Annotated in this window: 23 protein-coding genes and 1 pseudogene; 12 read left to right on the top strand and 12 right to left on the bottom strand. The window is 63.2% G+C overall.

Annotated elements, in window-relative coordinates; genetic code table 11:
• Window positions 1–184 precede the first annotated feature (184 nt).
• Both G9463_RS01355 and G9463_RS01360 read left to right on the top strand, forming a co-directional pair.
• Window positions 185–502: an MTH1187 family thiamine-binding protein gene (locus G9463_RS01355; protein WP_165895758.1), complete on the top strand. Its 318-nt coding sequence runs from the start codon at window positions 185–187 to the stop codon at window positions 500–502.
• The gene (locus tag G9463_RS01360; protein ID WP_165895759.1) at window positions 499–1,605 is read left to right on the top strand and encodes a thiamine ABC transporter substrate binding subunit; all 1,107 of its coding nucleotides are present in this window, start codon (window positions 499–501) and stop codon (window positions 1,603–1,605) included. The genes G9463_RS01355 and G9463_RS01360 overlap by 4 nt, the downstream gene beginning before the upstream one ends.
• On the opposite strand, the gene G9463_RS01365 is transcribed toward G9463_RS01360, so the two are convergent.
• A complete protein-coding gene (locus tag G9463_RS01365) occupies window positions 1,606–2,568 on the bottom strand; it encodes a C-terminal binding protein (RefSeq protein ID WP_165895760.1) in 963 nt (320 codons plus the stop codon).
• 164 nt (window positions 2,569–2,732) lie between these two features.
• On the opposite strand from G9463_RS01365, the gene G9463_RS01370 reads away from it, so the two are divergent.
• Window positions 2,733–3,005: a ubiquitin-like small modifier protein 1 gene (locus G9463_RS01370; RefSeq protein WP_004958357.1), complete on the top strand. Its 273-nt coding sequence runs from the start codon at window positions 2,733–2,735 to the stop codon at window positions 3,003–3,005.
• Window positions 3,006–3,030: 25 nt separating this feature from the next.
• Here G9463_RS01370 and G9463_RS01375 read toward each other — a convergent pair whose 3' ends face one another.
• Window positions 3,031–3,432 carry a MoaD/ThiS family protein gene (locus G9463_RS01375; RefSeq protein WP_011224010.1) on the bottom strand — a complete coding sequence of 134 codons (402 nt, stop codon included), beginning with the start codon at window positions 3,430–3,432 and terminating at the stop codon, window positions 3,031–3,033.
• A gap of 91 nt (window positions 3,433–3,523) precedes the next feature.
• On the opposite strand from G9463_RS01375, the gene G9463_RS01380 reads away from it, so the two are divergent.
• From G9463_RS01380 to G9463_RS01390, 3 genes are all read left to right on the top strand, one after another.
• Window positions 3,524–3,892 (top strand): hypothetical protein, encoded by a 369-nt coding sequence (locus tag G9463_RS01380; RefSeq protein WP_165895761.1) that lies wholly within the window; start codon window positions 3,524–3,526, stop codon window positions 3,890–3,892.
• Between the two features lie 104 nt (window positions 3,893–3,996).
• The gene (locus G9463_RS01385; RefSeq protein WP_004958362.1) at window positions 3,997–4,251 is read left to right on the top strand and encodes a hypothetical protein; all 255 of its coding nucleotides are present in this window, start codon (window positions 3,997–3,999) and stop codon (window positions 4,249–4,251) included.
• A gap of 10 nt (window positions 4,252–4,261) precedes the next feature.
• A complete protein-coding gene (locus G9463_RS01390; RefSeq protein ID WP_004958364.1) occupies window positions 4,262–4,630 on the top strand; it encodes a hypothetical protein in 369 nt (122 codons plus the stop codon).
• On the opposite strand, the gene G9463_RS01395 is transcribed toward G9463_RS01390, so the two are convergent.
• Together G9463_RS01395 and G9463_RS01400 are read right to left on the bottom strand one after the other, a co-directional pair.
• Entirely contained in the window at window positions 4,614–4,979 is a 366-nt protein-coding gene (locus G9463_RS01395; protein ID WP_004958366.1) for a hypothetical protein, read from the bottom strand. The genes G9463_RS01390 and G9463_RS01395 overlap by 17 nt on opposite strands.
• A gap of 36 nt (window positions 4,980–5,015) precedes the next feature.
• Window positions 5,016–6,962, bottom strand: a complete 1,947-nt coding sequence (locus G9463_RS01400; RefSeq protein WP_011224011.1) for an aldehyde ferredoxin oxidoreductase family protein — start codon at window positions 6,960–6,962, stop codon at window positions 5,016–5,018.
• 260 nt (window positions 6,963–7,222) lie between these two features.
• Between G9463_RS01400 and G9463_RS01405 the strand changes: the two genes are divergently transcribed.
• A complete protein-coding gene (locus G9463_RS01405; protein ID WP_004958369.1) occupies window positions 7,223–7,813 on the top strand; it encodes a 50S ribosomal protein L15e in 591 nt (196 codons plus the stop codon).
• A gap of 305 nt (window positions 7,814–8,118) precedes the next feature.
• On the opposite strand, the gene G9463_RS01410 is transcribed toward G9463_RS01405, so the two are convergent.
• From G9463_RS01410 to G9463_RS01425, 4 genes are all read right to left on the bottom strand, one after another.
• Entirely contained in the window at window positions 8,119–9,144 is a 1,026-nt protein-coding gene (locus G9463_RS01410; protein WP_370457888.1) for a Brp/Blh family beta-carotene 15,15'-dioxygenase, read from the bottom strand.
• Window positions 9,141–9,866: a lycopene cyclase domain-containing protein gene (locus G9463_RS01415; RefSeq protein WP_165895763.1), complete on the bottom strand. Its 726-nt coding sequence runs from the start codon at window positions 9,864–9,866 to the stop codon at window positions 9,141–9,143. Before G9463_RS01415 ends, G9463_RS01410 begins: the two co-directional genes overlap by 4 nt.
• A gap of 48 nt (window positions 9,867–9,914) precedes the next feature.
• Window positions 9,915–10,886, bottom strand: a complete 972-nt coding sequence (locus G9463_RS01420; protein ID WP_004958374.1) for a phytoene/squalene synthase family protein — start codon at window positions 10,884–10,886, stop codon at window positions 9,915–9,917.
• A 256-nt stretch (window positions 10,887–11,142) separates the two neighbouring features.
• Window positions 11,143–12,723, bottom strand: a complete 1,581-nt coding sequence (locus tag G9463_RS01425) for a bacterio-opsin activator domain-containing protein (protein ID WP_004958376.1) — start codon at window positions 12,721–12,723, stop codon at window positions 11,143–11,145.
• Window positions 12,724–12,852: 129 nt separating this feature from the next.
• Here G9463_RS01425 and G9463_RS01430 point away from each other — a divergent pair, with 129 nt between their 5' ends.
• The 4 genes from G9463_RS01430 (at window position 12,853) to G9463_RS01445 (ending at window position 17,325) form a co-directional block, all read left to right on the top strand.
• On the top strand, window positions 12,853–13,137 hold the full coding sequence (locus tag G9463_RS01430; RefSeq protein WP_004958380.1) for a hypothetical protein: 285 nt from the start codon (window positions 12,853–12,855) through the stop codon (window positions 13,135–13,137).
• Between the two features lie 66 nt (window positions 13,138–13,203).
• Entirely contained in the window at window positions 13,204–14,577 is a 1,374-nt protein-coding gene (locus G9463_RS01435) for a ribonuclease R family protein (protein WP_165895764.1), read from the top strand.
• 400 nt (window positions 14,578–14,977) lie between these two features.
• Entirely contained in the window at window positions 14,978–15,718 is a 741-nt protein-coding gene (locus G9463_RS01440) for an ABC transporter ATP-binding protein (RefSeq protein WP_165895765.1), read from the top strand.
• A 20-nt stretch (window positions 15,719–15,738) separates the two neighbouring features.
• Window positions 15,739–17,325: a hypothetical protein gene (locus G9463_RS01445; RefSeq protein WP_193569492.1), complete on the top strand. Its 1,587-nt coding sequence runs from the start codon at window positions 15,739–15,741 to the stop codon at window positions 17,323–17,325.
• Here G9463_RS01445 and G9463_RS01450 read toward each other — a convergent pair.
• Window positions 17,322–17,924 carry a transcription antitermination protein gene (locus G9463_RS01450; protein WP_165895766.1) on the bottom strand — a complete coding sequence of 201 codons (603 nt, stop codon included), beginning with the start codon at window positions 17,922–17,924 and terminating at the stop codon, window positions 17,322–17,324. The two genes, G9463_RS01445 and G9463_RS01450, sit on opposite strands and share 4 nt — an antisense overlap.
• Before the next feature lie 70 nt (window positions 17,925–17,994).
• Between G9463_RS01450 and G9463_RS01455 the strand changes: the two genes are divergently transcribed.
• Complete coding sequence (locus G9463_RS01455) at window positions 17,995–19,173, top strand: MBL fold metallo-hydrolase (protein WP_165895767.1); 1,179 nt, start codon at window positions 17,995–17,997, stop codon at window positions 19,171–19,173.
• Between the two features lie 22 nt (window positions 19,174–19,195).
• Here the strand turns inward: G9463_RS01455 and G9463_RS01460 are convergent, their stop codons facing one another.
• The 3 genes and pseudogenes from G9463_RS01460 to G9463_RS01470 form a co-directional block, all read right to left on the bottom strand.
• Complete coding sequence (locus G9463_RS01460) at window positions 19,196–19,489, bottom strand: DUF6432 family protein (protein WP_004958397.1); 294 nt, start codon at window positions 19,487–19,489, stop codon at window positions 19,196–19,198.
• 166 nt (window positions 19,490–19,655) lie between these two features.
• Window positions 19,656–20,222: a hypothetical protein gene (locus G9463_RS01465; protein ID WP_370457889.1), complete on the bottom strand. Its 567-nt coding sequence runs from the start codon at window positions 20,220–20,222 to the stop codon at window positions 19,656–19,658.
• A pseudogene (locus tag G9463_RS01470) lies at window positions 20,219–20,313 on the bottom strand (IS5/IS1182 family transposase); the annotation flags it as partial. The pseudogene G9463_RS01470 and the gene G9463_RS01465, both read right to left, overlap by 4 nt.

Raw genomic sequence — 20,313 nt, forward strand, 5'->3', positions numbered from 1 at the left:
CTGCAGGGGACACATCACTCCAGAGCGGCGAAATACTGGTCGACGGCCGAAACGACGAGCCAGCCAGTCTGACCACGCTGTTTGTTTTTCCATCTGACTGTACAGTGGGGCGAGAGCCGATACCGCGTCAAAAGATGAGATGATACCACCCAGTTATATTATAGCGTGGCCGAACGTGGGAGTGATGACAGTCACTGCAATGCTCACCGTCGCACCGCTTGACGACGCTGACGCTGAGTTCGATGCGGAGATAGCGAAGGCCATCGACGCGCTGGACGCCTACGATGTCCGATATGAGACACACCCGATGGAGACGACTATTGAAGCGACAGACCTCGGTGAAGTGTTCGACGCGGCGCAGGCCGCGACTGAAGCCGTCGACGCCTCCCGGACAATCACGAACCTCAAGATTGACCACTTCCGGGAGGAGACGCTGGCAGTCGACGAGAAGGTCGACCGCGTCGAAGCACATCTCGGCCGCGACGCACGGAGCGACCGATGACCCGCCGACGTTCGTTCCTCCGCGCGCTTGGCGGTGCGGCGACAGTTGGCCTCGCAGGATGTGCCGGTGAAGACACAGGTAGCGAGTCCACGGCATCCAGCGGACAGATGGGGAGTGCAACCCCGGCAGAACGGACGCTCAGAGTCGCAGCGTACAAGTCCTTCGTTGACGCACCGAGTACGAGCGCCGGTGACTGGGTCAAAACGGAGTTCGAATCCCGTCACGACAATCTGACGCTTGAATGGGTCATCCGCGACGGTGGTCTCCAGCATTTCTTCCAGCGCCAGCAACAGGGTGCATCACTCGATGCAGACGCGTTTGTCGGCGTTACTGCGCCGGACCTCGTGAAGGCTGACGACGAACTCGACGACCCGCTGTTTGAACCGTTCGATACTTCAGCCGTCAGTAACAGCGACAACGTCGTCGACGCATACCAGTTCGACCCCGAGCGTCGTGTCCTTCCGACTGGGGCATCATACGTCAGTCTCGTCTACGACGAGAACGAGATCTCCTCGCCCGACACACTCGACGCGCTGACGACCGACGCCTACGCCGACTCGCTCCTGCTGGCGAACCCACAGAGCACGACAACGGGGCTACTCTTCCTCCTGTGGACGATTCATACCAAGGGTGCAGAAAACTACCTCGACTACTGGGACGCGCTTGTCGATAACGGAGTCAGTATCCTGGGCTCGTGGGGCGACGCATACGCGGCTTACTCAGAGGAAGAGAAGCCGATGGTCGTCTCCTACTCCACGGACCAGGTGTATGCTGCGAATCAGGACCAGAACATGGCGCGCCACCAGGTCGCGTTCCCGAACGACCAGGGGTATGCCTACGTCGACGGGACTGCGAAGTTCCGCGGGACAGAGCGGAGTGAGCTCGTCGACACGTTCGCCGCGTTCATGCTTGACCCCGATGTCCAGCAGACAGTAGCCGTCAAGAACGTCGGCCTGCCAACGGTGTCGAACGCGTCGCTTCCCGAAGAGTTCGCACAGTACGCTCACGAGCCGGCTGCACCCGTTCAATTCGGGTATGAAACGCTGGCGGAGAACCTCGAGACGTGGCGTAAGACGTGGAGCAAGCGCGTTGCCGCGAAGTGACTAGAGCCAGTCCGTGTCCGGGTCGATTCGGTTCGGCGGCGTCTCGCCGGCCAGCGCGGCTTCGACGTTCGCCGCGACGGCGGCATTGAGGTCGTCGCGAGCTTCCTCAGAGTACCAGGCCGCATGCGGCGTGACAATACAGTTGTCAAGGCCGACCAGCGGGTGGTCAGCCGTCGGCGGTTCCTCGGCGAGTACGTCGAGACCCGCCGCTCCAATCATTCCGTCCTCCAGCGCCGTCCGGAGCGCCGCTTCGTCGACGAGGCCGCCACGGCCGGTGTTGACCAGAATTGCCTGCTCACGCATCGCTGCGAGCGCGTCGGCGTCTATCATCTCTGCCGTCTCCCCGGTCAGCGGCGCGTGGAGGGAAACGTAGTCAGCTCGCTCGTACAGCGTCTCCAGCGCGACCTTTTCGACATCGGCGTCGGCCATCTCCTCGGCATCGACGTAGGGGTCGTAGGCAATCACGTCGAGGTCAAAGCCACGCAGTTGGTCGCGCACCCGCCGCGCGATGGGGCCGAAAGAGACGAGACCCAGCGTCTGGTCGCGGACGCGATGCACCGGCCGGGTTCGCTCCCAGCCCCAGCCGCCGTCGCGAACGTCGCGGTCGTAGGCCGTAAGCGTCCGAACACAGTCAAGCAGTAGCGTCACCGTGTGGGTAGCGACCTCGTCGGTACAGTACTCGGGGACGTTCGTGACGGTCACGCCGTTGTCTGCCGCCGCAGACACGTCGATGTTGTCGATACCGACGCCCGCTCTCGCAGCGATCTTGAGCTCGTCCAGCGCGTCAAGCACGCCGGCAGTGACCGGCGTGTTCACGTCCACGACGAGGCCCGCTGCCCCGGCAGCGGCGTCCCGGACCGCGTCCTCGTCGTCTGTCTCCGCGACGACGACATCAGCGTCGAGTTCCGCTCGCAGTCGGTCGACATCTATCATCGGGTCATCGCTTGCGACCACACGTTCCATATACGGAGTCATGGTCTGGGACGCTAAAACGGGTCGAATTCGTTCCCATCGAATAGGAATTCGAGGTCCATGATAGATGGCATACAACGAGTAAATCAGTTGATTGTTCGATCCACGTGGTTCGAGCGCTGTGATTTAAGCCACTCGACCGCCAATCCAGCGGTATGCAAATCGAGCTGCGGTTTTTTGCCAACTTCCGGGAAGCCGTCGGACAGAAAACGGTTCACCGCGAGTATGAAACGGACCTGCAGGCGGGCGATGTGCTCCGACAGCTCTCCGAGGAGTTCACAGAGATGGACCTATTTGAGGACGGCGAACTGCGAGAGTATCTGACAATCCTCCGGAACGGAAGAGACATTGCTCATCTCGATGGTCTAGAGACCCCACTGGAAGACGGAGACGAACTTAGCGTGTTCCCGCCAGTTGCCGGGGGGTAATTCCTGCGACAGTCAGTTGCCCGAGTCAGCAACAGAAGATGAACGGGTATAGCAACCCGATGCGGTCGCCGGTTTCCAGTTCCGTGTCCAGTCCGTCGAGATGTTCGTTGAACTCACCGTTGACCGCCACTCGCGCGTAGCATCTGGTCTGTTCGCCTTCGGGGTTTTTCGCCCAGTCTCCCGGCAGGTCCGCTATCTCCGGGGCCCAGCCCTCGGTGGTGGCGTCGGCTTCGGTTTCCGCGATGAGCATATCGCCCACGTCGTACTCCTGAAAGAACGCGTCGAGGAAGTCACGTAGCGTGTTCCCTTCGAACGTGTATGACAGCGCCGGTTCGCCGACGACCCGGCGAACGTGGCCGGTGCACCTGACCTCGACAGTAGTCAGGTCCATTGCCGACGACTGTCGCTCTACTGTCTCACTGCTCATGTGTACGCTACACCCCGCCGATACAAGTCAGTAGAGACGAACATGTTCGCCCATCGCTGGGGTTTATTTGCGGCGAACTCTGTGTGGCGATATGGACAATATCGAACTGGGGATTCCGGCCGGAATTGTCGACTCGCTGCCGCCGGACAGCGAGGACACGAAACGCGACATGGAACAGGCCGTTGGTGGCTGGGAGCGGGAGCTCAACGCCGCGCTCAATACCGAAGAGCCGGCCAGCGCCGCCGTTGACCACATCGAGCAGTTCGAGAGCCGGTGGGAGGCCTACGACGAGTACGTCGTCGAACTTCGGGCCTGGGGTCAGTCACCCATCTACGCGATGGCCTGGCGCGACCTGCACGCCGCCGTCATTGCCCAGATTTACGACCACGCCGATCTGGATGAGCGCATCAACCGCGAGCGCAACGCCCGCATCGTCGACGACGGTATCCGGCCGGGGTAGACCCTCTCTGTCCGGCAGAGTGACACCTCGGGATAGCGCGGGTGTGGCAAACGAGCGCCGGACCGCCGATAAGTTTAGACGACCGCACCCGTAACGACCACACGATGGAGCGTGAACGGAGTTTTCGCGGCATCTCGGTTCGAGCCGCTATCGGGTATCTAGAGAACCTCGGCGGCGAGCAACGCGGCGAAGCGACCGTCGAAGGCGACGGCTGGGCGGCGACACTCTCAGAGGAGAAAGTCGCTATCGGCCCCAGCCTCCAACTCAACGAGGTAACAATCCAGTTCGACGGTGACCCGGAGACACTGGAGCCGCTTATCGAGAAGTTCGCACAGAAAGCAATGCGGGCGGGCGGCTGACCGGGGCGCGATGGCCGACCCGTCGTACCCAATCGAGGGGCAGATCGTCTTGCTGGCCGGCACGCAGGCCAGCGTCCCGCTCGACCGCCTCCCCGACCTGCTCGAACAGGTGCAAACGTATCTCCGGGCAAACCGGGAAACCTACGACAGAGAGTACGAACGCATCAGCGGCCCCAGAGAGGCCGATTACGTCTGCGCTGAGTCGGACCACTGGGACAGTATCGGCACAGAACTTGGACTGAGCAACCGCGAGCAGGACGCCGTTCAGCGGGCCCACGCCGCCCAGTTCGAGCGCGACGGGCGGCGGCTGGACAGAAGCGAGGAGTTCGAAACGACGCTGGAAATCAGGGCCGTACTGGCAGTCAGCTCTGAACCGTAATCGTCTCCAGCACGCGCTGGGAGAACGCCGTTTCGGAGAGGTCGCCGTTTTCGAGGTCGTCGATCCACTCGCTGTCGACTGACCATTCGCCGAGTTCGGTGTCCTCAAGGTCCGTCACGGTCGCCTCGATGTCGACGCCGGACCAGTCATCAGCGTGGAGGTCCCGAAAGACGTTGATGACGCGGCCGATTTCCCGGTGGGGAATGACGGCCGCCTCGTCGGCCGAAATTGATTCATATGTGAGCCGGTACGTCTCGCCCTCGTCGGTGAAGTCGGTGACGTAAACGCCGTGGCTGGTCAGTCGGGACTCTACTTGAAATTCGAAGTCGTCGATATCTTCCTTGCGCATTAGAGAAGTGAAATGTGTTCGACGGCCGGCGCTATCTCAGTCGTCGCTCGGTGCCGCTGCGCCGCCGGAGCTGACGCCGGTTCCGGGGCCGATATCGATTCCCAGTTCGTCGAGTTTCTCGTCGGGAACGACGCCGTTCTCCCAGCCACGGACCTCGTAGTACTCGTCTTTCATCTTCGAGAGTTCCGCGAGTTCGCCTTCGGAGCCGCCCTGGGCTGGCATCGCGTGCTCGTCGCCCTCCACGAACCGGTTTGGCAGGTCGTCGTCGGACCCGTCGAAGCCCGCGAGGTTGTTGTAGTACCGTTCGAGGTTGTAGACGCGCTCGCCGGCCTCCATCAGTTCCTCCTCGCTCACGTCCAGCCCAGTCATGCCGTTGTACTGCAGGACGTACTCCTCGATGCCTTCCGCGAAGGCGTTGAACTTGCAGATGTCGAAGGAGTCACTGATAGCGTGCAGGTCCTGGAAGGTAGCACACAGCTCGCCTTTGCCCTCCCACTCTCGCGGGTCAACCTTCTCCGGGATACCGAGAATTTCGGCTGCTGGGGTGTAGCCGCGCAGGTGACACGCCCCACGGTTTGAGGTCGCGTACCCGATTGCCATCCCCTTCATACAGCGCGGGTCGTAGGCGGCCATCGTCTGGCCTTTGACCGCGAGAGAGTTGGTGTGAGCGTCGAACTCCTCGGCGAGATGGTCCGGCCCCTCGGCGAGGTGGTCCGCGAGTTCCGTCTCGCGGTGGGCGATCATCTCGATCATGTCGATCATCGTCTCGGCGTCGCCCCAGTCCAGACCGTCGTCGAGTTCGTCGAGTTTGCCCTCCTCGGTCATCTCCATCGTCATCGCCATTGTGTTACCAACATCGATGGTGTCGACGCCGAGGTCGTTACACCGGTCGAGCATCACTGCAATCTTGTCGCGTTCGACGTGGCCGGAGTTCGGGCCGAGCGCCCACGCGGACTCGTACTCGTAGGATTCGGTGCGGACGTTCATCTCCTCGCCCTTGTGCATCGCCTGCACCTCGACTTCCTTCTTGCAGGCGACCGGACAGGAGTGACAGGTCGGCTCGTCAACAAGGATGTTCTCCCGGACGTTTTCGCCCGAGACGTTCTCTGAGTCGATGATACGCTCGCCGTCGCCCTCGGCGTCCGAGTACGCTCGCGTCGACGAGTACTTCCCGTTTTTCGTCGGGAGACCGTCCATCTCCTCGGTGGGATTCATCAGGACGTTGGTCCCGTACATCGAGAGTCCGCCTTCATTGGGCGCGGTCACGTCGGACTCCTGGATGACCTGCATCGCCTGCTTGTGGCCCTCCTGGAACGTCTCTTGGTCTTTTGGCTTCGGCATCCGAGTGCTGGACTTGACGACGACGGCTTTGAGGTTCTTGTTGCCCATCACGCAGCCGGTGCCACCGCGACCCGACGCACGGTCGTCCTCGTTGACGATACAGGCGTATTTGACCTCGTTCTCACCGCCCTGGCCGATGGCCATTACGGAGAGGTTCTTGCCCAGCGAGCCGCCCTCGATTTCGCCTTCGAGGTCGTCGATAGTGTCGTGGACGCCCTGCCCCCAGAGGTGTGAGGCGTCGCGCAGTTCCACTTCGCCGTCTTCGACGAGCGCATACACCGGCTCGTCAGCCTGCCCTTCGAACAGCAGTCCGTCGAAGCCCGACCATTTCAGTCGCGCCCCGGACCAGCCGCCGTGGTGGGAATCAGTGACGGTCCCCGTCAGCGGCGACTTCGTACAGATGGCGATACGACCGCTCATCGTCACCTGTGTCCCCGTCAGCGGCCCGTTCATGAACGCCAGCAGGTTCTCCGGCCCAAGCGGGTCAACGTCCGGCCCCTGGTCGAAGACATACTTCACGCCGAGTCCGCGTGCACCGATATACTTTTTCGCGTCTTCCTCGTCAATACCTTCGTAGGCTACGTCCCCGTCTCCGAGGTCGATCCGTGCCACGTGGTCCTGAAAGCCACCAAGGTCTGTCATGGTAATACGTGACTCTCTGGCCGCGAACAAGTTAACGGTTTGTGTTGCTAAAATATAGATATCTGACGGTTTCAGCGGTCACTTGCCCTGCGTGACCGGGTCTCATCCACAAGTCTGGTCCGAACCGTTTAAGAGTCCGAGCGGCAAACTCAGGGGTAACTCGCTGGACAACGGGCACCAGCGGGCACCTGCATGTGCAGGTCGGGATGTGAGTCGCGCCGCGCGCGACTTGAACCACGCAACGCCCGTGGTGAATACATATGGCACGAAGCGCATATTCGTACATTCGAGATGCCTGGAAGAACCCAGGCGACGGACAGCTCGCAGAACTACAGTGGCAGCGCCAGCAGGAATGGCGCAACGAAGGGGCCGTCGAGCGCATCGAGCGCCCGACCCGCCTCGACAAGGCCCGCTCGCAGGGTTACAAGGCCAAGCAGGGCGTTATTGTCGCCCGCGTCTCCGTCCGCAAGGGCAGCGCACGCAAGCGCCGCCACAAGGCCGGCCGCCGCTCCAAGCGCCAGGGCGTCACGCGCATCACCCGCCGGAAGGACATCCAGCGCGTCGCCGAGGAACGCGCCTCCCGCACCTTCCCGAACCTGCGCGTACTCAACAGCTACTCCGTCGGTCAGGACGGCCGCCAGAAGTGGCATGAGGTCATCCTCATCGACCCGAACCACCCGGCCATCCAGAACGACGACGACCTGTCGTGGATCTGTGCTGACGACCAGGCCGACCGCGTCTTCCGCGGTCTGACCGGTGCCGGTCGCCGCAACCGCGGCCTCAGCGGCAAGGGCAAAGGGAGCGAGAAGACCCGCCCGTCGCTGCGCAGCAACGGCGGCAAGGGCAAGTAACCCACCTTTTTTCGCCTCGGGTACGCGAAGCGCACCACTCGGCGCAAAAACGTGGTCCTCGTGAGCGAAGCGAGCGAGGTGGTTCGAGACGGCATTGCCGTCTCGTCATGCCGGAAATCTTCGATTTCCGAGCAGCTCGAAAGACGAGCGAGCAACGCGAGTCTTTCGGTGGCGAAAAAGGCGAACGCTCGCTCCGCTCGCGTTCGGTGAACCGCGCTTGCTTCGCTCGCGCGGATGCCCACCGTGATTTTCGACTTCAGTTCTTCCAGACATCCGGTCCTAGTGCCGTCTAGAGAGGGAGCCGACTACGCCCAGACGCCCTGTTCGCGGTCCATAATGCTGACGACGACAACGTGGGGCAGCGTGACGACAGCAATGAACACCAAGTACAGCGCGACCCACTCCGGCACCGTTCCGGGCGGGTTCGGGACGAGGAAGTACAGCCCGGCGAGCAGGGCGAGCGAGGCGGCGGTCAGGGGGGCGGCGTCGCGAGCGAACCGCGCCAGGGCAGCTGTCGGGTCGCGGTTTTCGAGCGCGGCAGTGGCGTCGTCGTCGACCAGCAGGAGGCGGGCGACGTGGCGCAGCGAGTGCCACAGACAGAAGTACACGCCAATAGCGAGTACCGGCGGGATGAGGGCGAAGTAGGCAAGCAGGCCCAGCGTCTCACCGGCGTCGAGCAGCCACGGCCAGCGGGCATCGGCGCGAGCGAACCCGACGGCCAGCGTCGCCACGACGAGCGCGCCGTAGGCGAGGGCGAGCGCGGTTCGCACGTCGGTCCGGAACGCCCAGCCGATAGCGGCCACGGCGTCGGGCGCGAACAGCGAGACGAGGTCCGTCGCGACGCGGCGGTACCATTCCGGGAACGCGAGCAGCGGGACTAGCATCGGCAGGCCGCCCCGGACGAGGACGGTTCCGATTCGCTGCGGGAGTGACCGGAGGTGGTCGGCGTCGGCCAGCGCGCGTAGCGCGTAGAGGTCGCCCTGCCCCCAGTGGAACCACGTCACCGCGATGAACAGGACGAAGGCCGCCGCGGGTGCGAGGAACCAGGTGACGGCGTAAGCCCCGCCAACGACGCCGTAGAGCGCGAACACGCGGGCGATAGCACGCCAGTCCGGGCGCTCGCCACGGGTCCGTGCGACCGCGAGGTGGTCGACTGCGCCGTGGGGCAAGCCGAGCAGGACAGCGCTGACAACCAGCGGGGCGTACTGGAGCGCAGGTGGTATCGAGACCCCCGCGAGAAACGGAGCGACGACGGCGAGGCTAGCGACCCAGCCGGGAGCCAGTGCGACCCGGTAGCGAACCGACGGTTCGACGGCGCTGCGGTAGCTCACTCCCATCTGTCCATGAGCCAAGTATAGAGCACGACCCCCTGCACGACGAACAGCGTCGTCAGGAAGAAAAACACCGCTTCCTCAATCGGCAGGTCAAGCAGGGGAACCGTGTAGCCGGTCGTGTACTGTTTTGAAATCGTCCAGACGCCGAGTCGGATGGCGATGCTGTCGATACCACAGAGATAGGCCATTGGGACCAGTGTCGCGACGCTCACGGTCCGCCACTCGTCGACGAGGAAATGCCACCCAAACAGCCACTGAATGGCGAGAATCGGGCCGCTCCAGACCAGCAGCGAGCCGAGATACAGCCCCGAATCGGAGCGCAGGAGTGCAAGGCCGGACAGCACGACGACGAGCGCAACGGCAAGCCCGACGAGTCGCGTTCGTGTTGGCGTGGCCAGCGGGCGCTCCGTGTCTACCCGAAACCGGGCCACCCACAGCCCCACCATCGCCGTCTGCAGGATGAAAAAGAGGTACTCGCCGAGGGGTATCGACCAGAACCGAAGCAGTACAGCGCCGTCGCCGTACCACCAGACGCCGCGCCGGATGAGCGCGCCGTCCCACGGCGTCGTGTAGACGAGCGCCAGACCGGTGAGGATAGCTGTTCCTGTGAGTACGTCCCGGCGGCTCCCGAGGCGGTAGGTAGCCGTCAACGCCAGGCCGGCCACGACTGGGACCACGAAGAGGGCGTGAAACTGGAGATACGTGAGGGTAGACAGCATGAGTTCAGATACAGCAGGTGGTCGAAAACGATGCCCGGCGCGTGGCTGTCATCCACGCCACGTGGGCTGCCCGTGGCTGTGAGTGTCTGTTGGCGTCTCACCGGGGCCACGCTCGGAGACAGCGCTCACGGTGTAGAACGTCGCTTCGGGGTCGCCGTTACGCCGCCAGTGCCACCACGTGCGGGCGAGGAGCCACAGCCGGCGGCGACGGGTGAGGTCCGGTGTCTCCGTCAGCACGTCGTACCCGCGGTCACGGATAAGCCGGTGGTGGTCAGCGTACAGGACCGCAGCCAGCAACACGCCAAACTGGCAGTCTTCCGGCAGGTACCGGATGCCGGCGACGCCCTCGCGGTAGAGTTCGTCGGTCCGGGCCAGTTCCTCCTGCATCACGGCGCGGAAGGCGTCGTCGACCTCGGCGTCGGCCAGTTGCTCCTCGGTGACGCCGTGGCGCTCGAGCGTCTCCTGTGGGAGATACACCCGGCCGTAGTCGTGAATGTCCTCACGAACATCCCGCAGGAAGTTCGAAAGCTGGAACGCTTCGGCCAGTGCCGTCGCGTGGGGCAGGGCCTCCTCCTTCTGTGGCGGGTCCATTACCTCCGTCATCATGTGGCCGACGGCGACGGCAGAACCGCCCATGTACTCACGGAGGTCCTCAAACGTCTCATAGCGGGCCTGTGCGATGTCCATCTCCATCGCGTCGATGAAGACGTTAATCGTCTCCTCGGAGATGTCGTGACGGTCAGCCAGGTCCTGAAACGCCGCCATGACTGCCTCGTGGTCGGTTTCTTCCGGGTCAATGTTCCCGAGTGCGGCCTCGCGAATCACCTCCAGTTGCTCGTGCTGAACGGTCGGCGGCGGCCCGTCCGTCTGGTCGACGACCTCGTCCGCGACCCGGAAAAACGCGTACATGACGTACGTCGGGTGGCGGATACGCTCCGGAAGCAGACGCGTCGCAAGGTGGAACGTCCGTCCGGTTTCCTGCTGTATCGATTTGCTGGTTTGGATGTTATCGGAATGCATTGAAAGCTATCGGGCGGTCATTCGGCGGGCGATGCGTCGCGCGCTTGTCGGCAGGCTGTCCGTAATAGTCCGGTCGGTCCGTGAGTGCGCCGCTATCACGGGGGTCTGTGTCCCGTCGGTTCGCCGGTGACAAACAGGACACTGGTTCGGTATCACTACATGTATATACGGTTGTTATCGGTATAAGCAGACTACCAAACTGCTTCGGGAATCGCGTCAAGCGTCCGACACCGGTAAGGGGGTTCGGAATCACGAGTTACCAGTTTTCAAACACTTCTTCCAGTAGCTTTCGCTCACCCGCACGGAGGTGCTGGTGGAACGTCGACGGGCAGATATCCATCGACTCGGCCAGTTGCTCACCGGAGACATCACGTGGCCAGTCGAAAAAGCCGCCGAGGAACCCTTTCCGGAGCGCCGTTAGCTGGCGGTTCGTGAGACGTTCCTCGACGTTTGCAATGAATGCCTGCCGGGAAACGGGCGGTTCGTCCCGCTCTCGCACCGAAAGCAGTTCCGTCTCCGGATACTGGTTTCGGACCTGCTCGACCACGCTTCGGGTCTCCATCGACGCCGGAAGCGTGACGGTGACCGTCGCTTGTCGCGGTTCGACGAGAATGTCGCCCGTCTGGGCTCCGCGGTCGGCGACGACCGAGACGACCGGTGGGTCCGAGACGGTGAACTCGAACAGCGCCGCCGAGTCCGACGTCGAGACGTGCGAGACGCCCGACACCTGCGGGTGGTCGGCGGCAACGGCACAGACCGCCGAGGGGTCGTCCGTCTCGACGAGGAAGAACATCACCGTTTCCTCACCGTTGGGGACGCTCCCACCGTACTCCATCGAACAACCGAGTTCGCTTGCCACGTGAATATAAAAAACGTCGGGGTCGGTGACCTGCAGTTCGAGTTCCGTGACGTTGTCGGCGGTCAGCAGCCGGCTGGTCTCGCGAGCATCGATAGCCGCCGCGGTGGCCCGGCCGATGGTTCCCAGCACGGCCTGTTCTCGGGGATCAAACACGTCGTCGCTGTCGGCATAGACGGTGAGCACGCCGTATAACGATTCGCCGGAGACGAGCGGCACGGCCGCGACAGATGCCACGTCGGAGTCAGCAAGCCGGCTGTGTTGCTCGTCGATACCACCGGTCACGACCTGCATCTCCTCGGTACGAGCCGCCTCCGCGACCGGGTCGTCGGCGTCAAGTGGGATAGATAACGAGGTCGGTCGGTCGGCTGACAGGGCCGTCGACGACAGCGTCTCGTCGCGCAAGTCGAGTTCGGACACCCAGGCGAACTGGTAGGAGTCGACCGTGGCCAGCCGGTCACAGACGGTCTGCTCGATGGCCTCCCGCGAGTCGACGGTCAGTACGTCGCCCATCACCGCCTTCAGCAGCCCGTCGACCCGGTCGACGAGTTGCTTGAGGTTCTGGCGTTCGGCCTTCAGCTCTTCGCTCCGTCGTTCAGCCGCCAGTTCGGCGAGTTTCCGCTGGGTGATATCGATGTGTGCGACGACTGCGCTCCCGGCCTCATCCTCCGGAAGTGGTGCGACCCGCATCAGAAACCACTGTTTCTCCTCCGGAGAGTGACACGGGTACTCCATCGTGAACAGGTCTTGCTCACCGTCGATGACCGACTCGATGCCGCCGACTGCCTGTCCGGCGTATTCGTCGGCGTCGACATCGGTTGTCGTGAAGTAGTTCGTCCCCTCCATCTCCCCGTCCTCGTCGCCCGCGAACTCCCGCCAGGCGCGGTTCGTGAACAGGATCGTTCCCTCGTCGTCGAGGACAGCGATGTTGATGGGTAGCGTGTCCAACGTCGAGTGAGCGAGTGTCTCTGGTGGCTTCATTCAGTGTCCCTGGCTCCGAATAGCCGATACCCTTTGTAGTGGCGGCGGGTGAATAAACGTGTGGCCCGAAAACGGGGGACTGTTGCCTGTGCGAAAAGTTCTAAACGATGTCGCCCGCAACGCGTAGGTATGTTCGGGTCCCGGAGTTCCCGGGGGGAGTCAGTCACTTGCATCGCGTGTGGCGAGTCCATCCCACGGTCCGAGGCCCGCGAGTACGACAAACACGGCGACCGGTGGGACCGTCGAAACAAGACGTTCGAGCATCTCTGTAAAACCTGTTTTGCCGAGCTATGCCAGCAACCACGAGATGGGCTCGAGACGACACTTGACGCCGCCGGAGCCGGCGAGGCCGACCAGAAGACGTTCCTGAGACGGTTCCGGGAACTCTCCGAGGGCGACGCTCGCAGGGACTGAGACGCAGGGGTCACGGCCCAGTCCCACCCCGACAGCCCTAACTACGCCCTGTTCGTACCGGGTGACATGACTACAGAGGACGCACAGGCGGCCGCCGGGACCGCCGAGGGGCAAGGCCCCGTCGAGATCGACCCGGAGATGGCACGACATCTGGAGAACAAACGCGAGGAACTGTTCGAGAAGTTCGGCATTCCCGACGAGTTCCCGCCCGAAGTACTGGAAGAGGCCAAGGAGCGCACGAAGGGCGTTCAGGCGGAGATTGAAGACGAGGTCGACGAGCGGCAGGACCTCCGGGAGATGACCACCTGGACGACTGACCCCATCGACGCGCAGGACTTCGACGATGCCATCTCCATTGAGGAGCGCGAAGACGAGATCGTTCTCTGGGTCCACATCGCCGACGTGACCCACTACGTCAACCCCGACACGAAGATGTGGGAGCAGGCCGTCGAGCGCGGGAACACCGTCTACCTCCCGGCCTACACCGTCCACATGCTACCACCCGTCCTCGCCGAGACGGTGTGTTCGCTGGTCCCCAACGAGGACCGTCTGGCCCACACCGTCGAAATGCACCTCGACAAGGAGAACCTCGGCTACGAGGAGATCAATATCTACAAGTCCGTCATCCGCTCGGATGCCCGGCTGACCTACACCGAAGCCGAGCGCCTGCTGGACGAGCCGGAGACCGCAGAAGACGTGCTAGAGGACCAGAGCGTCGACCTCGCGGAGAAGACCGAGCGCGTCTGGGAACTGGCCGACCGGATGCACGAGCAGCGCAAGGAGGAGGGCTCGCTCGTCCTCAACCCCGCCCGCGACCGCGCCCACACCATCATCGAGGAGTGTATGCTGAAGGCGAACAAGGCCGTCACGCACGAGCTGATGTGGAACCGCGGCGTCGAGGCGATGTACCGCGTCCACCCACAGCCGAGCCCCGACGAGTGGGACGAAGCGCTGGTCGAAATTCAGGAACTTGACGGCGTTTCCATCCCCGGCGACGCTTGGGACGACCCGCGAAAGGCCGTCAACGCCACGCTCGAACAGGCCCCCGGTCGCCAGCTCGATAAGATCCAGTGGGCCGTGATGAAGGTGATGCCGCGCGCGAAGTACATGAACGACCCCTTCGGCGGCCACCACGCCCTGAACTTCGAGATCTACGGCCACTTCACCTCGCCGATTCGCCGCCTCTCGGACCTCATCAACCACTGGATCGTCTACAGTAACGACGTGCCCGAGGACCTCATTGCGCTGTGTGACCGCGCCAGCGACCGCCAGAAGGACGCCGAGCAGTGCGAACGGGAGTACAAGAACTTCCTGCAGGAGGTCGGGCTGGACCCGTCAGCGGTCAACAACCGCGGTATCGAAGTCGTCGAAAATCCTGATGACGATGGCGAGGATGAAGACGCTGAAGCCGATGCCGCCGACGCAGCCGTTGAAGAGTAACGGCTAGCTAAAGTATCGGGTTCTGTTGTGCATGGTTCTGCAGCTACGGCCGTCGGGAGCCAGAAAGCCCCCACGCCATCGACTCCCGCGGCTCGCTGCGCGCGCTTCGCGTGCTTACGTCGCCGGGGTTCGTCGATGGCGCGGCCCCTTTCGGTCCCACCCAGCCTGGATTGGGCAACCGGCTACGGGTGGGACTGAAAGGGGCCTGTCGCTGGGCGTTCGAGACGACGCAAGCACCGCAACGAAGTGAGGAGCGCAGCGAGTCGCAGTAGCCCAGCGACAGGGGGCTTTCTGGCTGTTCAAACTCCAGCTCCAGGGCGAAACAGTACCAAACAACCATTCTAGAGAGTCGCGCATAGCAACAGCAAGACCTTTTCACAGTCGGTGCGGCACTGCCCGTATGTGCCCTCCAGCACCCGCAATCGTCGCCGAGGGGTTGACAAAGCGTTACAGCGGCGTCTCGGCAATAGAGTCCCTCGACCTGACGGTCCCTCGCGGAAGCGTCTTCGGCTTTCTCGGCCCCAACGGGGCGGGCAAGACCTCGACGATTCGGATTCTGACGACGTTGACGAACCCGACGAGCGGCACCGCACGGGTGGCGGGCGAGTCGGTCGCTGACCGCGCCGCGGTGGTCGAACACATCGGCTTCCTGCCCGAAGAACCCCCGCTGTACGACGAACTCACCGGCCGCGAGCAGCTGGAGTACGTCGCCGGCCTCCGCGGGCACGAGGACTGGGACCGCGTGGAGTCGCTGCTCGACCGATTCGACCTCGATACGGACGCCGACCGGCGCGTCGAGACGTACTCAAAGGGGATGAAACAGAAGCTCGGTCTCGTTCAGGCGCTGTTGCACGACCCTGATGTCCTCTTCCTCGATGAACCGACATCGGGACTGGACCCGCGGGCGGCGCGGACGGTCCGTGACACCATCAGCGAAGTCGCGGCCGCTGACACGACGGTCTTTCTCTCGACGCACATCCTGCCCGTCGTTGAGGAGTTAGCGGATACCGTCGGCGTCCTGTATGACGGCGACCTCGTCGCGGAGGGGTCTCCTGAAGAACTGGCCGGCAGCGTCGAGTCCGAGAGCACACTCGAAGAAGTGTTCCTCGACGTGACCAGCGAGCACCCGGGTGAGCGATGAGGCGACCGAACGGACGGCGGATGCGACTGATCGCACAGACGGAACTGCGGCGCACCTGGCGCAAGCTCATGGGCACGGCGCGCGGGACGCTGATGTTACTTGGCGGAGGACTAGGCATCGTCATATACAGTCTCGCTATCGGCGTGATGGCGTTCTTTTTTGGCGGCGCCCTCACCGGCAGCGACACCCAGACGGTTAGACTCGCGACGACGGCGGGCATCGTCGGGCTGCTCGGACTCGTTGGCTTCTTCACACTCCAGCATACGGTGAAATCGGCCGGCGAACCGGACGCTGCCGACGGTCTACTGACGACGGTGCCCTACGAGGACGCGGCGGCCGGGCTGCTCGCCGCCGAGATCGGTCGAGTGTTGCTCGCGCTCACCATCCCGATTCTGGCGCTGGTGGGCGGACTTGCAGTCGGTGATGCTGGGGTACTCGTCGCTGTCGTGGCGCTGGTCGGGTCAGTCGCGGTCACCCTGCTCGGGACGGTCCTCGGCTTCAATCTAGGGCTGGTGATAAAACTGGTCGCGAACCGCTCGGCCTTCATCGCGCGGCATCGAGCGAGCGTCGGGGCTGCCGTCTCACTCGTCCTGCCGCTTGGCTGGGTTGCGATGACGACTGTCCCGACGGTACAGCTTCGCGTGCTCCAACTGGCGATCCAGTCACCGCTCTCGTGGCCTGCTGACGTGGTCCTGCTCGTTCTGGGGGCCGGTGGCGATCCGGTTGCTGCCACCGTCGCTACGGTGGGGATTCTCAGCGCGCTCCCGGTCGGCGTGGTTGCGTGTCTGTGGCTGGCTGCGCGGGCTTGGTATGTCGATCCGGTCCAGCCTGACTACGAGTTCGACGCAGACAAGCAGACACTCTCGGACCGTCTGCTGAGAGGACGGGTCTCGACGGCGACCCGCGTGGTCGCCCAGAAGTCGTGGCTCCGTGCCAAGCGAGCGCCCATTTCCGTGCAGTTCGCGATCATGCCGTTTTTCTTCCTGGTGTATCATCTCCAGATCGTCATTCTGGAGCGAGTGGTCCCGCCAACGCTCCCCCTCAGCGCTGGCCTCGCCAGCGCGGCGGCGTTCGGGGCCGCGTTCTCGCTCAATCCGCTCGGCGGCGAGGAAGGAGTGCTGCCGCTGACACTGACCGCCAACGTCTCCGGCCGGGCGTTCGTCACCGGACTCGTCCTTGCGGGCGCACTCCCCGGTGTCGTGGTGACGACGCTACTGGTCGTCGGTCTCGGTGTCGCCGCCGGAACGCCACCGGTCACGCTCGCTGCCGGACTCACAGTCGCACTGGCCGCAACCCTCGCCGCACCGGCTATCGCCGTCGGAGCCGGCGTCGTGTTCCCGAAGTTCGAGTCGTCATCGGTGCAGGGCCACGAAGTAGTGGTTCCAAGCGGCTGGGCGTTCGGGCTGTACTTCCTCGTCCTCGGCGTGGCCGTCGCGCCGGGGAGCCTGACGTACCTGCTCGCCGTTCGTGACCTGTTCGCGCTACCGTTCGACAAAACCTGGCTCCTCGGCGGGGGGCTGGTGGTGAGTATTGGAATCGCCAGCGCTGGCGCTGTCGCGGGGTTCCTCTATGCCGCTAACCGCGTTGCAACATACCGGCTGGATTAGCAGACCGGCTTCGGGTCCAGCCCCATCGCCTCCAGCGTCTCCGCGTAGTCGTCGTACGCCGCTCCAACGGCCTCCGTCGCGGCCGCCGCTGCCGTCTCGCGCTCGGATTCCGAGAGGTGTCCGAGGGCAGTTTCCCCGTCGTCGAGTGCCGATGCCTCGCGTCGAATCTCGCGGAACGTATCGGCCCGCTGTTCGTCAGCCTTGTTGATGAAGAAGCTCACCACCTGCAGATAGAACCGGTCGGCGACCAACGGGGCAGCGACGAGGCCGGCCCCGACGCGCCGTGCAGTCCCGCTAACGGTTTCGAGGTGGTCGATGAACCCATCGGGGTCACCGGCGTCTGCGTCGATGCGGTCTGCCCGCTCGGCCGCGGCCTCGGCGGCTCCCTCAAACTGCGTCGCCACGTCGCTGTCCGCCTCGGCGGCCCACTGGCCGAGGGCATCTGCAAGCCCTGACTCGCGTGTCGCCGCTGTTGTGAGCACCACCTCCGTCTCCAGTGTCGCATCTGTTGCTGCGATAAGCACCTTGTCCGAGCCCAGTCTGTCTCGCTCCGTCTCAGTCTGGTCACGGACGGCGTTGATAGTAGCTCCAGCGTCCATACCTCCGCTGGGCGCGGCAGGGGCTTGAAATCCCCGCCCGATTTATCCACCGGGGAGCGCTACAGTCGGTATGGCCGAGGACTACCCTGACCCGCCGACGGACCCACCGTCACTATCGGCAGCGACGTTGAAAGCGAAGCTGGACGCCGGTGAATCGGTCCGGCTGCTCGACGTTCGCGACCGTGACGAGTACGAGGAGTGGCGACTCCGCGGCGAGTCGGTAACAGCAACACAGCACCCCTTTACCAAATTTCTCCAAGCGAAGGTGACCGGCGAAGTGGACAGCCTCGTCGCCGAGGTGGCCGGCACCGGCCCGATAACGGTCGTCTGTGGCCGCGGCGAAGCCAGCGCCTTCGTCGCCGGCCTACTGACTGAACACGGTGTCGAGGCGCAGAACCTCAGCGACGGCATGGAGGGGTGGGCGCGGCTCTACGAAGCCCGCGAGATTTCCTGCGACGCCGCAACCGTCCTCCAGTATCGCCGCCCGTCATCTGGCTGTCTCGGCTACATGATCATCAGCGACGGGTCGGCCGCCGTTGTCGACCCGCTCCGGGCGTTCACCGACCGGTACAGCGCCGATGCCGCCGACCGCGACGCCTCGATCACCCACGCTATCGACACGCACGTCCACGCCGACCACATCAGCGGCGTCCGCCGCCTTGCCGTAGAGACCGGTGCCGAGCCGATCCTTTCCGAACGAGCGGTCGCCCGCGGTGTCGACGACGTGACCGCACTGGCCGCCGACGAAACGCTACGCGTCGGCTCGGCCACACTGGAGCCTCGTCCCCTACCCGGCCATACGACCGGCATGACCGGCTTCACCGTCGGCGACGTGCTCCTAGCCGGCGACAGCGTCTTCCTCGACAGCGTCGCCCGTCCAGACCTCGAAGCCGGAGCGGACGGCGCTCGTGACCTCGCCCGCGACCTCCATCGCACGCTGACTGACCGGCTCGCAGCACTCCCCGATGAGACACTCGTTGCCCCGGGCCACTACAGCGAGTCGACGACGCCGGCTGACGACGGTACGTTCACCGCTCCTCTGGGAGCTCTCCGCGACCAACTCCCGGGATTCACGATGGACCGCGAGGCATTTGTCGAGTACGTCTGTGACGACATCCCGCCGCGCCCCGCCAACTTCGAGCGGATTATCGCCATCAACCTCGGAACGGAGACGGCCGACGACGACACCGCGTTCGAACTCGAACTCGGCCCGAACAACTGCGCCGCTGCGCCGACGGACACAGTGTGACACCGCCACGAGAGAGTCGTAGCTACAGTGGGAGCCGCTTGCGAATCTGGTCGAGAATCGATTCGTCTTCGTCCGGCAGTGACTCCCCAACCACGCCCTCTCCTGGCAGAATAACGGTCCGTTCCCCGTTGTCCTCGACCTCGATGAGGTCGTCTGCCTTGAGAGCCGCGAGTGCATCCTCAATGCGGTCAATATTCTCTTCCGTCCGCGACCGAAGCTCGAAGACAGTCATCCCCTCATCGCGGCGGTCAGCGAGCGCATCGAGCACCGCAACCTCTGTGTCGTCCCGGTCGCGATACTCCGGCTTCGCTCTCATATCTCCCTCTAAAACCGGCTAGGTCTAATCTCTGTCCCTCGTGAATCTAATCTGGGAACTTGATCCGACGCGTTATAAACTGTTGAACTGGTAAGGCTGACCCCCGAGCGAAGCAGTCGTCAGCGACAAACTTGCTGTGACTTACCATTCCGAACCGAGTGATTCGCTACCGTCCCTTTTCATGGTAAGCTGGCCCCTCTTCAGTGGTAGAGCCGTACTTTGCCATGAAGACTCTGAGCGACCACTCGTCGGTATAGTACTTGTACGCCCAAATGTATTTGATGTGAGTCGTTTCAAACACTCCTCCGTCCTCCGTAGTGAACGTCACATTAACTGTATCGGGTATGTACGTGTGGTCCCGTTCTGGAAGGTGGCCATCATTATTGTTATAGTCTTCTACGATGGCGTAGTACTTCCAGAGCGGGTTTAGCCGGTCATTTCGGGTCTTAGTGAAGTTTGTAGTATCACGCATTTCAACTGTTATATGGTATGAGTCATTGTCAGGGAAAGCCTCCATCTCAGCAGAACGGTTCTCCTCGTCTGAATCGTATAGATACTGGATGTTCTCATCGAATTCCTCAAACTTCTCTGCCTTGCTGAGATCGCCTTCAGTAGTAGATTCGGTTTCCGTTTCAGTTCCTTCGGTAGCTACTAGCGTACTCTCGGTTTCCGTTGGCTCAGGCGTTTGGGTCTCAATGGCTGTGTTGAATCGCCATAAGGCGGTGGAATTCACTGTTTGACGGCACGTTTGATGTTATAGACGACACACATCAGGGCGATTTCTCGGAACTCACGAAACCAGGAACGCGCTCGCACGGCGAAGC

Source organism: Haloarcula sp. JP-Z28, assembly GCF_011440255.1.
Classification (GTDB): Archaea; Halobacteriota; Halobacteria; order Halobacteriales; family Haloarculaceae; genus Haloarcula; species Haloarcula marismortui.